This is a genomic window from Ensifer sp. LBL (assembly GCF_050435225.1).
Classification (GTDB): domain Bacteria; phylum Pseudomonadota; class Alphaproteobacteria; order Rhizobiales; family Rhizobiaceae; genus Ensifer.
The window spans coordinates 24,897-36,829 of sequence record NZ_JBNDJY010000001.1 but is presented as its reverse complement, the minus strand read 5'-3'; the positions used below and the strand labels follow the sequence as shown (position 1 = coordinate 36,829).

The window sequence follows — 11,933 nt, the reverse complement described above, 5'->3', positions numbered from 1 at the left end:
CGGTTCCCCTCCCGCGCGATCGCTTTCGGCTTAGGCCGAATGCACCAGCTTGCCGGCAACATAGGTTTGCACGACCCGCCCGGTAAAGCGCGCATTTTCAAACGGCGTGTTCTTGGAGCGAGAAACGATCGCCTCTTCGTAAAGGACCCAGGGCTCGTCCAGATCGAGGACGGTGATATCGGCTTTGGCGTCGGGTTTCAGCGTACCGGCATCGAGACCGAAGATCGCCGCCGGACGCGTCGACATCGCGTCGATCAGGCGCATCAGCGGTACCTGGCCGCTATGATGCAGGCGAAGGGCGGCCGCGGCCAGCGTTTCCAGGCCGATCGCGCCATCGGCGGCATCGGCAAAGGGCAACCGCTTGGTATCAACGTCCTGCGGGTCGTGCGAGGAAACGATGATATCGATCGTGCCGTCGGCGAGCGCCTCGGCCATGCCGACCCGGTCGTCTTCGCTGCGCAACGGCGGCGAGAGCTTGAAGAAGGTCCGGTACTCGCCGATGTCGTTCTCGTTCAGCGCCAGATTGTTGATCGATACGCCGCAGGTGACGTTGGCGCCGCGCTCGCGTGCGGTGCGGATTGCGGCTGCCGATTCGGGAACCGAGATCTGGGCGGCGTGATAGGCCGCACGCGTCAGCCCGGCGATGCGCAGGTCGCGCTCAAGCGGAATGATCTCCGCTTCGCGCGGGATGCCGGAAAGGCCGAGCCAGCTGGCAAGCAGGCCTTCGTGCATGACGCCGTTGGCGCCGAGATATTTGTCGCGCGTTTCGAGGGCGATGACGGCGCCGAATTCGCGCGCATAGGTCATGGCGCGGCGCAGGACCAGCGTGTCGTGGATCGAGCGGCGACCGTTGGTGAAGCAAACGGCACCCGCTTCGCGAAGCAGGCCGAACTCGGTCATCTCCTCGCCGGCGAGGCCCTTGGTCAGCGCTGCGGCCGGGTGCACGTTGACGAGCGCCTTGTCGCGCGCCGTCTTCTTCACATATTCGACGAGCGCGATGTCGTCGATGACAGGATCGGTCTCCGGCATGGCGATGAAGGTGGTGACCCCGCCGGCAGCGGCCGCGCGTGACGCGGATTCGAAGGTCTCGCGGTGCTCGCTGCCCGGTTCGCCGACGAAGACGCGGGCGTCGACGAGGCCCGGGACGGCGGTGAGCCCGGCGCAGTCCTTGACGAAGGCGCCATCCGGCGCGCCCTGGTTCTGGGCATCGGCACCGGCGGCAAGGATATGCCCGTCGTCGCCGACGATGATCGTGCCGACTTCATCGAGATTGCGCGAAGGATCGACAATGCGAAGGTTCTTCAGAACGAGTGGTCTGGTCATGTGCGCGGCCCCTGGTTCTGCGAGAGAAGCAGCGTTTCCATCACTGCCATGCGCACGGCAACGCCCATCTCGACCTGCTGTTCGATCACGCTCTGCGGCCCGTCGGCGATTTCCGAGGCGATCTCGACGCCGCGGTTCATCGGCCCGGGATGCATGACAAGCGCATCCTCCTTGGCCGCCTTCAGCTTTTCCGCATCGAGCCCGTAGTAGTGGAAATATTCGCGCACGGAAGGCACGAAAGACCCGGCCATGCGCTCGCGCTGCAGGCGCAGCATCATGACGACATCCGCATCCTTCAAGCCCTCGGCCATCGAATGGTAGACCTCGACGCCCATGTCGGCGATGCCGGAGGGAAGCAGCGTTGCCGGTGCGACGACGCGGACGCGCGCGCCCATCTGGTTGAGGAGCAGAATGTTGGAGCGCGCCACGCGCGAGTGCAGCACGTCGCCGCAGATGGCGACGATGATGCGCGAGAGCTTGCCCTTGGCACGGCGGATCGTCAGCGCGTCGAGCAGCGCCTGCGTCGGGTGCTCGTGCTGGCCGTCGCCGGCGTTGACGACGGAGCAGGAGACTTTCTGCGCGAGAAGGGCGGCAGCACCCGCCGACGAATGGCGCACGACCAGCACATCGGGGTGCATGGCGTTCAGCGTCATCGCCGTGTCGATCAGCGTTTCGCCCTTCTTTACCGAGGAGTTGCCGACCGACATGTTCATCACGTCGGCGCCAAGGCGTTTGCCGGCAAGCTCGAAGGAAGACTGCGTGCGGGTCGAGGCCTCGAAGAAGAGGTTGATCTGCGTCAGACCCCGAAGCGTCGACGTCTTCTTTTCTCTTTGACGGGAGATTTGGACGGCTTCATCGGCGCGATCGAGCAGATAGGTGATATCCTGCTCCGTAAGCCCCTTGATGCCGAGCAGGTGGCGATGCGGGAAAGTGATCATGGGCCGCCCTTGCGCTCTGGAAATGTGGTCGCTCTATAAGACCTGGCCCCCGGCACGGCAAGGCTTGGGCGTGCCCGTCCGCAGAAAACTTGCAACGGCGATCCTATCTTTTCTGCGCCCCGTTCCGTGGTCGAGAAACTTGCGCTAGAACCGGCCCATGAATCAGATGAACCGGACTGAACAGAAACTCGCCGAGCTGAACCAGCCCAAGCCCTGGTCCGGCGTCAACGCCTATCGTTCCGATCCGCTCGTGGTCGACATCACCTCGGGCATGAGCAAGACGCTGCGCGATGAGTTCGATGTGCTCGGCCGCTACGTCACCTCGCCGGAGGCGCAGGAACTGGCGCGCATGGCGAACGAAGGTCCGCCGAAGCTGAAGACCCACGGGCCGCGCGGCGAGCGTCTCGATGTCGTCGAGTTCCACCCGGCCTGGCATGCACTGATGCGCCGCTCGATGTCCTCGGGCCTGCACGCGTCCGCCTGGGAAAATTTGGCCGACGAGCGCAACCAGTCGCATAAAGTCCGTGCGATCCGCTTCTATCTGACGGCGCAGCTCGAATGCGGCCATCTTTGCCCGCTGACCATGACCAGCGCGTCGCTGGCCGCGATCACCGCCTCGCCGGCGGTGCAGAAGGAGTGGGCACCGAAGATCCTGTCGCGCAAATACGATTCCACCAACCGCCCGTGGATGCAGAAGTCTGCCGTCACCGTCGGCATGGGCATGACCGAGAAGCAGGGCGGTACCGACGTGCGCGCCAACACCTCCACCGCCGAACGGGTGGGCGAGGGGATCTATCGGCTGAATGGCCACAAGTGGTTCATGTCGGCGCCGATGAGCGACGCTTTCGTCATGCTGGCGCAGACCCGCGAAGGCCTTGCCTGCTTCCTGGTGCCGCGTCTGCTTGAGGACGGCAGCGCCAACGGCCTGCGGTTCCAGCGTCTGAAGGACAAGCTCGGCAACCGCTCCAATGCGTCTTCCGAGGTCGAGTTTTCCGACACGTTCGGCTTCATCCTCGGCGCGCCGGATGCCGGCCTTCGCACTATCCTCGACATGGTAACGCTGACGCGGCTCGACTGTGCACTTGCCTCCGCCGGCATGATGCGCGCTTCGCTTGCCGAAGCCGTGCATCATACGCGCGGCCGCAAGGTTTTCGGCAAGCCGCTCGTCAGCCAGCCGATGATGACGCGGGTGCTTGCCGACATGGCGCTCGACGTTGCCGCGGCGAGCGCACTTTCGTTCCGCCTGGCCGAAGCCTTCGACAGGGCCCGAAGCAGTGCGGAAGACGCGGCCTATGCGCGGATCATGACGCCGGTTGCGAAATACTGGGCCTGCAAGATCGCGCCGGCACTGATCTATGAGGCGATGGAGTGCCTGGGTGGCAACGGCTACGTGGAAGAGCGTGCTCTGGCGCGCCACTACCGCGAAGCGCCAGTGAATGCCATCTGGGAAGGCTCCGGCAACGTCATGGCGCTGGATGTGCTGCGGGTTCTCGCCAAGGGCAAGGACCTGTTCGAGCAGCTCTTCGTCGTGCTGGCGCGCGATCTCGGCCCGTCCGGCCGCAAGACCATCGACGTGCTGCGCGCGGCCATGTCGCTGTGCGAACGCGATGAAGGTGCAGCCCGCATGCTGGTCGAACAACTGGCGCTCGCTGCCGCTGCCGCCGAACTCTATCGTCTCGGTGCCGGTCGCATTGCCGATGCGTTCCTGGAATCACGCCTGGCCGCCGGCTGGCGCTCGACCTACGGCATGCTCGATTCGCGCTTTGATTCCGCCTACATCCTCGACCTTCTCTATCCCCCTGCGGCGTAAGCCGTCAGGCACCCCGCGACGTCGTCAGTTGCTTGCGACGTAGGCGGTGACAAGGAGGACGAGCGGGATCGTGAAGAACGAAACCACGGTCTGGACGGTGGCCACGGCCGCGTAGAGCTCGGCGTCGCCACCCATCTGTTTGGCGAGCAAATAGCCGTTCATCGCCGTCGGTACCGCCGCGCCAAGGGCGATAACGAGAAGCGCATCGCCACGAATGCCGAGCAGGTAGCTGGCGCTCACCATGAAGACCGGCATGACGATCAGCTTGAGGAAGACGGCAAGCAGCGCGACGGCGCTTGGTTTGAGCGCGTCCGACGCGCGTAACCCGGCGCCGACCATCACCAGCCCGAGACTGAGCGATGCGCTCGCCAGCATCTCGATGGTGGCCATCAGCGGGCTGTAGATCTTCAGTCCGATCAGGTTGACGAAAATTCCGAGCACCGAAGACACGATGATGGGGTTGGTGGCGATCCGCGTGAAGAAGCGGCGAAAGTCACGGCTGCCGCCCGTGAACCACACGAGCACGGCAATATTGTAGAGATTGGTCGGGATGATCAGGAGCGTCATCAAGAGCGCAGTCAGTGTCAGGCCGAGTTGCCCGTAGAGTTTGTGGGCGATTGCAAGCGCCATGAAGCCGTTCCACCGTGTCGCCGTCTGGAACGTCGAGGTGAAGGACGCTGCGGAAACCTTGCGGTTTCTAAGCATGGGCCAAAGCAGGAGCACGAAAAGCGACATCAGGCTGACGCTGCCGATCGTGGCGATGGCCGTTGCGTCCGCCTGCAATCCGGTGAAGTTGGCCTCAGCCAGGGTCGAGAACAGGAGGGCAGGGAACAGGATGAAGTAGCCGAACTGTTCGAGCCCCAGCCAAAGGTTCTGGTCGACAAGCGTCGAGCGCTTGAGCCAGGCGCCGAGCAGGACCAGCAGGAAGACGGGGAGGATGCTTTCGAAGACGATAGTCATGGGGAGGGCCTGCGTGCGAGAGGCCTATCGCTACCGCAAATTTCCGCAAACCGGAATGTCTTGCCGCACGGGAAATGCGGGGAAGGGCTTATCCAGGCCCGATTGCGGATGCGCCCCTGTGAAAATTAACCTTAACAAATGGTTTACGTTGCGCAGGCCCCCGCAAGGGCGGAGATTGATCCGGCATTTTAATGGATTCCGGAGTGGAGCGGTTCGGTGAGAACTGGTCTTATGATCATCATGATGATGTTTTTTGCCGGACTGGCGCTAGATATCGCAGTTCCCGCGATGGTTCTTGTGGCCGTCGTGTTGGCAGACCGCGCGATTTACCCCGTCGTCTTTCGGCAGATCTCGGAAAGGGGAGCCGCATGAAGTGGTTTCTGATCCTTTGGGGCGGACCGGTCCTTTTGCTGACGGGCTGGTACAGTCTCTCGTACTACGACATGAGCTTCGGCTTTTTCATGCTGACGCGCCAAACCCATGATCTGGTATTCCAGATCTACGCCAACGTCCTCGGCATTCCGCCGGAATCGATCCCGCCGCTCGTCGCGCGCGCGATCGTCGTCGACAGCCTCATCGTTTTTGCCATTATCGGCTTTCGCAAGCGCCGCCAGATCGCGGCCTGGTATCGCCGCCGCTTCGGCGCCGCGGCCCCTCAGTCCGAGAGGCCGTCTCTTGCCAGCGACGCCAGCCTGTCGAGCGCGCCCTGAAGAATGAAGGATGCGGCAGCCGAATCGATGCGTTCGGCCCGCTTGCGTCGCGACACATCCATCTCGATCAGTACCCGCTCGGCAGCGACCGTCGACAGCCTTTCATCCCAGAAGATGAAGGGCAGGGGCGTCTTCTGTTCCATGTTGCGCACGAAGGCGCGGGTCGCCTGACAGCGCGGTCCTTCGGTGCCGTCCATGTTGACCGGCAGGCCGATGACGAAGGCCGCGATCTTTTCTTTGTTCCCTGCCGAAAGCAGCGCTTCTGCGTCCACGCCGAACTTGACCCGGCGGATTACCTCGCGCGGGGTCGCAAAGCGGCGACCGAGATCGGAGACCGAGAGGCCGATCGTTTTCGTGCCGAGGTCGAGGCCCGCTATCGCCTGGTTCGGCTGTAGCTGGGCTGCGAGTTCTTCGATGGTGAGAATTGCCATGGGATTGTCGATTCGATCTTTGCGCGGAGAGTTGTCTGATCCATATGCTGTTGCGACAGACAAATCATCAGGGAGATCGTCATGAAGATCAAATGGCTCGGCCATGCCGCCTTTCACATCGAAACGGCAAAGTCCAAAATCCTGATCGACCCCTTCTTTACCGGCAATCCTGCCTTCCGCGACGAGGAGCGCCGGGACGCGACCGCCGGGCTCACCCACATTCTCCTGACCCATGGTCACGGCGACCATGTCGGCGACACCATTGCGATCGCCAAGGAGACGGGCGCAACGGTTGTTGCCAATGCCGATCTTGCCGCCTGGCTCGGCCGGCATGGCGTCAAGGCGCTGGAAATGGGCAACACCGGCGGTACGATCCAACTCGGCAGTTTCTCGACGACTTTTGTCAACGCGCTGCATTCGTCGGCGCAGCTGACCGAGGACGGCGTCTCGCACTCGCTCGGCAATGCCAACGGCCTGGTGCTGCATTTCGAGGACGAGCCGACGCTCTATCACATGGGCGACACGGACATCTTTTCCGACATGGCGCTGATCAACGAGCTGCATCAGCCGGAGATCGGCATCGTACCGATCGGTGATCGTTTCACCATGGGCGGGGCGGTTGCGGCACTCGCCTGCCAACGCTTCTTCTCGTTCTCGACGGCGATCCCCTGCCATTACGGCTCGTTCCCGATCATCGACCAGACGCCGGAAACCTTCGTTGCCGGCATGGAAAGTGCATCGACGAAGGTGGCGACGCCACAGGTCGGCGGCGTCGTCGCCGTCTGATGTTGCGCCGGGCCTTTTGACGAGAGGTCCGGTCCTCCGGCAATTCCCCCGTTGCGTGGCTCGCCCTGCGCCATTATAGCGGGGGAAGTTCCAGTTACCGGAGACGATCATGTCCGTAGACCTTGCCACCGTGAAGCGCGTCGCGCGCCTTGCCCGTATCGCCGTTAGCGAAGAAGAAGCCGAACGGATGATGGGCGAGCTCAATGGCATCCTCGGTTTCGTCGAGCAGCTCTCCGAAGTGAATGTCGAAGGCGTCGAGCCGATGACCTCGGTCACGCCGATGGATATGAAGAAGCGGACGGACACCGTGACGGACGGCAACAAGGCCGACGACATCGTTGCCAATGCGCCGAATTCCGATCGCAATTTCTTCCTCGTTCCGAAGGTGGTCGAGTAATCTCCCGCCAGCCGCCCCGACGTTTCTGATTGCGAAAGCCAGATTTTACCATGACCGACCTTACCAGCCTGACGATTGCCGAAGCCCGCGCCAAGCTCGCCGCCAAGGACATCACCGCCGTCGAACTGACCGACGCCTATCTCGGCGCGATCGATACCGCCAATGAGGCGATCAACGCCTACATCGCCGTCACGCCCGAAAAGGCGCGCGAGATGGCCAAGGCCTCGGATGCGCGTATCGCCGCCGGTAAGGCCGGTGCGCTTGAAGGCATCCCGCTCGGCATCAAGGACCTCTTCGCCACCGAAGGCGTGCACACCCAGGCCTGCAGCCACATCCTCGACGGATTTGCGCCGCGCTACGAATCGACCGTCACCCAGAACCTGTGGAACGACGGCGCCGTCATGCTCGGCAAGCTGAACATGGACGAGTTCGCCATGGGCTCGTCGAACGAGACCTCCTACTACGGCGCGGTCAAGAACCCGTGGCGCGCCAAGGGCTCGAACCTCGATCTCGTACCCGGCGGCTCCTCGGGCGGCTCTGCAGCGGCCGTCGCCGCGCATCTCTGCGCTGGTGCGACCGCTACCGATACGGGCGGCTCGATCCGCCAGCCTGCCGCCTTCACCGGCACAGTCGGCATCAAGCCGACCTATGGCCGCTGCTCGCGCTGGGGCACCGTCGCCTTCGCCTCGTCGCTCGACCAGGCAGGCCCGATCGCCCGTGACGTGCGCGATGCCGCAATCCTCCTGAAGTCGATGGCAAGCGTCGACGTGAAGGACACGACCTCGGTCGATCTGCCGGTGCCGGATTACGAAGCCGCGATCGGCCAGTCGATCAAGGGCATGAAGATCGGCATTCCGCGCGAATACCGCGTCGACGGCATGCCGGAAGAGATCGAAGCGCTGTGGCAGCAGGGCATCGCCTGGCTGAAGGAAGCCGGTGCCGAGATCGTCGACATCACCCTGCCGCATACGAAATACGCGCTGCCGGCCTACTACATCGTCGCTCCGGCCGAAGCCTCCTCGAACCTTGCCCGCTACGACGGCGTTCGCTACGGCCTGCGCGTCGACGGCAAGGACATCGTCGACATGTACGAAAAGACGCGCGCCGCCGGCTTCGGCCACGAAGTCAAGCGCCGCATCATGATCGGCACCTACGTGCTTTCGGCCGGCTACTACGATGCCTACTATCTGCAGGCACAGAAGGTGCGCACGCTGATCAAGCGCGACTTCGAACTGGCGTTCCACGCTGGCGTCGACGCCATTCTGACGCCGGCAACGCCGTCGTCCGCCTTTGGTATTGCCGACGAGGATCTCGCATCCGATCCGGTGAAGATGTACCTCAACGACATCTTCACGGTGACGGTCAACATGGCCGGCCTCCCGGGCATCGCCGTTCCCGGTGGTCTCGACCACAAGGGCCTGCCGCTTGGCCTGCAGCTGATCGGCAAGCCGTTCGAGGAAGAGACGCTGTTCAAGACGGCGCATGTGATCGAACAGGCGGCCGGTCGCTTCACTCCCACCAAGTGGTGGTAATCTCTTGAAGGGCGGCACCGACGGTGCCGCCCTTTCCACTTCTGCTGCATTGATCGCCACTCTTGTCGCGGAAGGAGACCCGCGTCGTGCCCGTCATCCGCCATGCCCGCGCCGGCGACGTTGAACGGCTGGCCGACATCGGCCTTAGGGCCTGGCAATCGGCAATCGCGGGCCTTGCCGATGGCGAAAAGATGCGGCGCGTGGCCGAGGCCGCATTTCTCCGTTTTCTGTCCGATCACTGGCTTTCCGTTTTGCTCGTGGAAGGCGAAGGCGCCATCGGCGGATGGTGCGCGCGAGAGAACTTCGACAATGCGATCTCCGATCTGTGGATCGAGCCGCAGCTCCAGGGCAGGGGCTTCGGTGCGCTGTTGCTCGGCGAGATCGAACATCGCATTGCTGCGGATGGATTCGACGCCGTCACCACCAAGACACATGCGCGCAACGACCGCGCCGTCCGCTTCTTCCGCAATCACGGCTATGGCGTGAGCTGGCTGTCGACCGCCTATGCGCCACAACTCGACAGCGACGTCGCCTTCATCGGCCTGAGCAAATCCCTGGAGCAGACCCCGGGTCCCTGACACTCCGCCGCCCTATGCATGGCAGCCACGCGCAAAGCGGGCTGGCCTATTCACACCGCATTCATTAGGCCCATGAAATATTATGGGGTATGACGTGGTGGTGGGGCACCGCAAGGGGGGCGCTTGTTGCAGATGCTGGATAAAACGGTTCCGCGACCGTTGGTTCTGAGACCTTTCCACCATTCGATTTGGCTTGTCGGGCTGGGCGTGATCGTCTTCACCGCCTGCGTGCTCGGCATCTTGAGCCGCCCGGTCGGCATGTTGGCCTCGATCTGGCCGGCAAATGCGATCCTGCTCGGCCTGCTGATCAGAAGACCGTCGCTTGCCAGCCCGGCTGGATGGTCTACGGCGGCACTGGCCTACGTACTTGCGGACCTGGTGACCGGCGCGGATCTCTATGAAGCCGCGGCGCTGAATACGGCGAACATGGTCGGCGTCGTCATCGGTTTCCTGCTCTATCGCCGCTTTTCGCCGGAGCACCGGCATCTGCGCCGGGCGCGCTCGGTGCTTTACATGTTCGCGGCATCCTCCCTGGCGGCGATGGGCGCCTCGCTCGTCGGAGCGGTTGCTGTTCACCTGTCGTTCGGCAAACCCGTCACGGAAGCATTCGTCGCCTGGCTCACCACTGAGCTGGTCAATTATGTGGTTCTGCTCCCGGTCTTCCTGGCAGCGCCGCTTCCGGAAGGCGGCTTGCGATCCCGTGGCACGAGAACGACGGTGTCGACCGCCTCGGCTTCGGCAACCGTCTGGCCGTTCGTCTCCCTGGTTTTCTCGTGCGCTGCGGCGCTCTTCGTCGGCGGGCCGGGCGCTTTCGCCTTTCCGGTGCCGGCGCTTTTGTGGTGCGCGCTCAGCTACGGTCTGTTTCCGGTGACGATCCTGACGGCGATCGTTTGCGTGTTGACGCAGATTGCCGTTGCCTCCGGCGCCCTGCATCTCGGCGTCAGCGGCGTTGCCGAGGAGACGCTCACCTCCACCCGGCTGGGAACGACCCTGCTTGCGCTTTGCCCGCTGGCGGTCGCCAGCGTCGATGCGGCACGGCGGGCGCTGATCGGCCGCCTGTCCCATGCGGTCGACTATGATTTCCTGACCCAATGCCTGGCGCGTGCGACCTTCATGTCGCGTGCCGCCGCGCTGATCGCAGCACCGGTCGCCCGAAAAGGCGGGACGGTGGTGATGATGCTCGACATCGACCGCTTCAAGGCGATCAACGACACCTATGGTCACGCCGTCGGCGATCAGGTGCTGATCTCCGTTGCCGGCGTCGTTCGCGCGGCACTGCGCGGTGACGACCTCGTTGGTCGGCTTGGCGGCGAAGAGTTTGCTGTTGTGCTGGTTCGGCAATCCCCGACCGATGCGCTCAAGGTCGCCGAGCGACTGCTCGAGGCCGTGCGCGCGCTCCATATCGATCTGGAGCAGGGCGGAAGCATCGCCGTCACCATCAGCATCGGCGCCGCCGAAGTCCTGACCCAAGACCCCGGTCTCGACGGCTTGCTGCTTGCGGCCGACCGCGCGCTCTACCAGGCGAAGGCTGCGGGCCGCGACCGCGTGCAATGCGCGGCCCCATCGAGCGCTCACGCAACGTAATTCGCTTTCCGTAAAGTAAAGTGCGCATCTGACGATACCGGGCATGCTGGCATGCCCGGTATCGTTCGTATTCGCCGCTAGCGGTTGTTAAGTTCGGAGCGCACGAGCTGCAGCCCGCGTTCCGTGATGCGGTAGGGTTGTCCGCCTGACGATGAGATCGCCTTCTTCCGCTTCAATTTGCGGAAGAGTTCAAGGTCGAAGCCGGGATAGACCCAGCCGTCACGGGTGAAGCACCGGATTTCGGTGATCGCCTTTTCTTCGCGGATGATTTCGATACGACCGCCCTGGGCCAAATGATGAAGAATGCGCTGCTCTGCGCGCGAGATGTCCATTGTCTGAATGTTCCGGAATAGCGTTCGGAAGAACGCAGGAAAACGTTCCGCAAATCTCTGGAAAAGCGGGGTGACGTTTTCGGCCCGTGCGCGCAATCAAGGGATTACGCGGACGGGCTTTACCGGGACTCAGGCGAAGACAGGAACATCAAAACTCCAAAATAACGGTTGCTTCCTAAAAGACCGCCGCTCGCGCGTCAAGACATCATTGCAACGCCAGGGTGCCGATGGCCGCCAGCGCCACTTGGAAAACGATGATCAGCGCAAGGCGCGTGCGAAAGGGTTCCTTGCGTGTCTTGTGCCGGAAGAGATGGCGCGCCGTCATCGCTCCCGGGCTGCCACCGAACAGGGCGACCATCAGCAGCGTCCGCTCGCTGATCCGCCGTTTACCGGACCGCGCCGCTCGCTTGTCGTACCAGAACAGCCCGAAGGCAGCCAAGTTGACGAGAATTGCGAACGCGAGCGGGGCAAAGGCGATGGACATGGCCGAAGTCTTGCCGATAGGCGCTAAACGGTGGTTAAGAGACGCCCGTTGTCTGCATGAGATTGCAG

General features: G+C 63.2%; 14 protein-coding genes. 8 read left to right on the top strand and 6 right to left on the bottom strand.

The features are described 5' to 3' along the window. Positions 1-30: 30 nt before the first annotated feature. Together OKW20_RS00210 and OKW20_RS00205 are read right to left on the bottom strand one after the other, a co-directional pair. Positions 31-1,323, bottom strand: a complete 1,293-nt coding sequence (locus OKW20_RS00210) for a dihydroorotase (protein WP_429169635.1) — start codon at positions 1,321-1,323, stop codon at positions 31-33. Continuing rightward, the gene (locus OKW20_RS00205; RefSeq protein WP_043614107.1) at positions 1,320-2,261 is read right to left on the bottom strand and encodes an aspartate carbamoyltransferase catalytic subunit; all 942 of its coding nucleotides are present in this window, start codon (positions 2,259-2,261) and stop codon (positions 1,320-1,322) included. Before OKW20_RS00205 ends, OKW20_RS00210 begins: the two co-directional genes overlap by 4 nt. A gap of 157 nt (positions 2,262-2,418) precedes the next feature. Here OKW20_RS00205 and OKW20_RS00200 point away from each other — a divergent pair, with 157 nt between their 5' ends. Then, positions 2,419-4,071, top strand: a complete 1,653-nt coding sequence (locus OKW20_RS00200; RefSeq protein ID WP_043614109.1) for an acyl-CoA dehydrogenase family protein — start codon at positions 2,419-2,421, stop codon at positions 4,069-4,071. A 24-nt stretch (positions 4,072-4,095) separates the two neighbouring features. Here OKW20_RS00200 and OKW20_RS00195 read toward each other — a convergent pair whose 3' ends face one another. Beyond that, positions 4,096-5,031, bottom strand: coding sequence for an AEC family transporter (locus OKW20_RS00195; RefSeq protein WP_043614111.1), 936 nt, complete (start codon positions 5,029-5,031; stop codon positions 4,096-4,098). A 231-nt stretch (positions 5,032-5,262) separates the two neighbouring features. Here OKW20_RS00195 and OKW20_RS00190 point away from each other — a divergent pair, with 231 nt between their 5' ends. Then, on the top strand, positions 5,263-5,403 hold the full coding sequence (locus OKW20_RS00190) for a hypothetical protein (RefSeq protein ID WP_089045732.1): 141 nt from the start codon (positions 5,263-5,265) through the stop codon (positions 5,401-5,403). Further along, positions 5,400-5,741, top strand: coding sequence for a DUF6105 family protein (locus OKW20_RS00185; protein WP_429169634.1), 342 nt, complete (start codon positions 5,400-5,402; stop codon positions 5,739-5,741). Before OKW20_RS00190 ends, OKW20_RS00185 begins: the two co-directional genes overlap by 4 nt. Here the strand turns inward: OKW20_RS00185 and ruvX are convergent. Continuing rightward, a complete protein-coding gene (gene ruvX, locus OKW20_RS00180; RefSeq protein ID WP_043614114.1) occupies positions 5,687-6,172 on the bottom strand; it encodes a Holliday junction resolvase RuvX in 486 nt (161 codons plus the stop codon). The two genes, OKW20_RS00185 and ruvX, sit on opposite strands and share 55 nt — an antisense overlap. A gap of 81 nt (positions 6,173-6,253) precedes the next feature. Between ruvX and OKW20_RS00175 the strand changes: the two genes are divergently transcribed. The 5 genes from OKW20_RS00175 (at position 6,254) to OKW20_RS00155 (ending at position 11,049) form a co-directional block, all read left to right on the top strand. Then, entirely contained in the window at positions 6,254-6,958 is a 705-nt protein-coding gene (locus OKW20_RS00175) for a metal-dependent hydrolase (RefSeq protein WP_043614116.1), read from the top strand. A 109-nt stretch (positions 6,959-7,067) separates the two neighbouring features. After that, on the top strand, positions 7,068-7,355 hold the full coding sequence (gene gatC, locus OKW20_RS00170) for an Asp-tRNA(Asn)/Glu-tRNA(Gln) amidotransferase subunit GatC (RefSeq protein ID WP_043614118.1): 288 nt from the start codon (positions 7,068-7,070) through the stop codon (positions 7,353-7,355). A 50-nt stretch (positions 7,356-7,405) separates the two neighbouring features. Next, positions 7,406-8,887, top strand: coding sequence for an Asp-tRNA(Asn)/Glu-tRNA(Gln) amidotransferase subunit GatA (gatA, locus tag OKW20_RS00165; protein WP_429169632.1), 1,482 nt, complete (start codon positions 7,406-7,408; stop codon positions 8,885-8,887). 86 nt (positions 8,888-8,973) lie between these two features. Continuing rightward, positions 8,974-9,465 carry an N-acetyltransferase family protein gene (locus tag OKW20_RS00160; RefSeq protein ID WP_429169630.1) on the top strand — a complete coding sequence of 164 codons (492 nt, stop codon included), beginning with the start codon at positions 8,974-8,976 and terminating at the stop codon, positions 9,463-9,465. Between the two features lie 132 nt (positions 9,466-9,597). Continuing rightward, a complete protein-coding gene (locus OKW20_RS00155) occupies positions 9,598-11,049 on the top strand; it encodes a GGDEF domain-containing protein (protein WP_156134013.1) in 1,452 nt (483 codons plus the stop codon). 77 nt (positions 11,050-11,126) lie between these two features. Here OKW20_RS00155 and OKW20_RS00150 read toward each other — a convergent pair whose 3' ends face one another. Further along, positions 11,127-11,381, bottom strand: coding sequence for a YjhX family toxin (locus tag OKW20_RS00150; protein ID WP_043614127.1), 255 nt, complete (start codon positions 11,379-11,381; stop codon positions 11,127-11,129). A gap of 205 nt (positions 11,382-11,586) precedes the next feature. After that, the gene (locus OKW20_RS00145) at positions 11,587-11,865 is read right to left on the bottom strand and encodes a DUF1294 domain-containing protein (protein ID WP_043614130.1); all 279 of its coding nucleotides are present in this window, start codon (positions 11,863-11,865) and stop codon (positions 11,587-11,589) included. Positions 11,866-11,933: the final 68 nt, after the last annotated feature.

Coding starts and splice junctions, on each gene's coding strand:
- OKW20_RS00200 (WP_043614109.1), top strand. CDS start 2,419: ATGAATCAGATGAACCGGACTGAACAGAAACTCGCCGAGCTGAACCAG.
- OKW20_RS00195 (WP_043614111.1), bottom strand. CDS start 5,031: ATGACTATCGTCTTCGAAAGCATCCTCCCCGTCTTCCTGCTGGTCCTG.
- OKW20_RS00150 (WP_043614127.1), bottom strand. CDS start 11,381: ATGGACATCTCGCGCGCAGAGCAGCGCATTCTTCATCATTTGGCCCAG.
- OKW20_RS00155 (WP_156134013.1), top strand. CDS start 9,598: ATGCTGGATAAAACGGTTCCGCGACCGTTGGTTCTGAGACCTTTCCAC.
- ruvX (WP_043614114.1), bottom strand. CDS start 6,172: ATGGCAATTCTCACCATCGAAGAACTCGCAGCCCAGCTACAGCCGAAC.
- gatA (WP_429169632.1), top strand. CDS start 7,406: ATGACCGACCTTACCAGCCTGACGATTGCCGAAGCCCGCGCCAAGCTC.
- OKW20_RS00175 (WP_043614116.1), top strand. CDS start 6,254: ATGAAGATCAAATGGCTCGGCCATGCCGCCTTTCACATCGAAACGGCA.
- OKW20_RS00185 (WP_429169634.1), top strand. CDS start 5,400: ATGAAGTGGTTTCTGATCCTTTGGGGCGGACCGGTCCTTTTGCTGACG.
- OKW20_RS00145 (WP_043614130.1), bottom strand. CDS start 11,865: ATGTCCATCGCCTTTGCCCCGCTCGCGTTCGCAATTCTCGTCAACTTG.
- OKW20_RS00210 (WP_429169635.1), bottom strand. CDS start 1,323: ATGACCAGACCACTCGTTCTGAAGAACCTTCGCATTGTCGATCCTTCG.
- gatC (WP_043614118.1), top strand. CDS start 7,068: ATGTCCGTAGACCTTGCCACCGTGAAGCGCGTCGCGCGCCTTGCCCGT.
- OKW20_RS00205 (WP_043614107.1), bottom strand. CDS start 2,261: ATGATCACTTTCCCGCATCGCCACCTGCTCGGCATCAAGGGGCTTACG.
- OKW20_RS00190 (WP_089045732.1), top strand. CDS start 5,263: ATGATCATCATGATGATGTTTTTTGCCGGACTGGCGCTAGATATCGCA.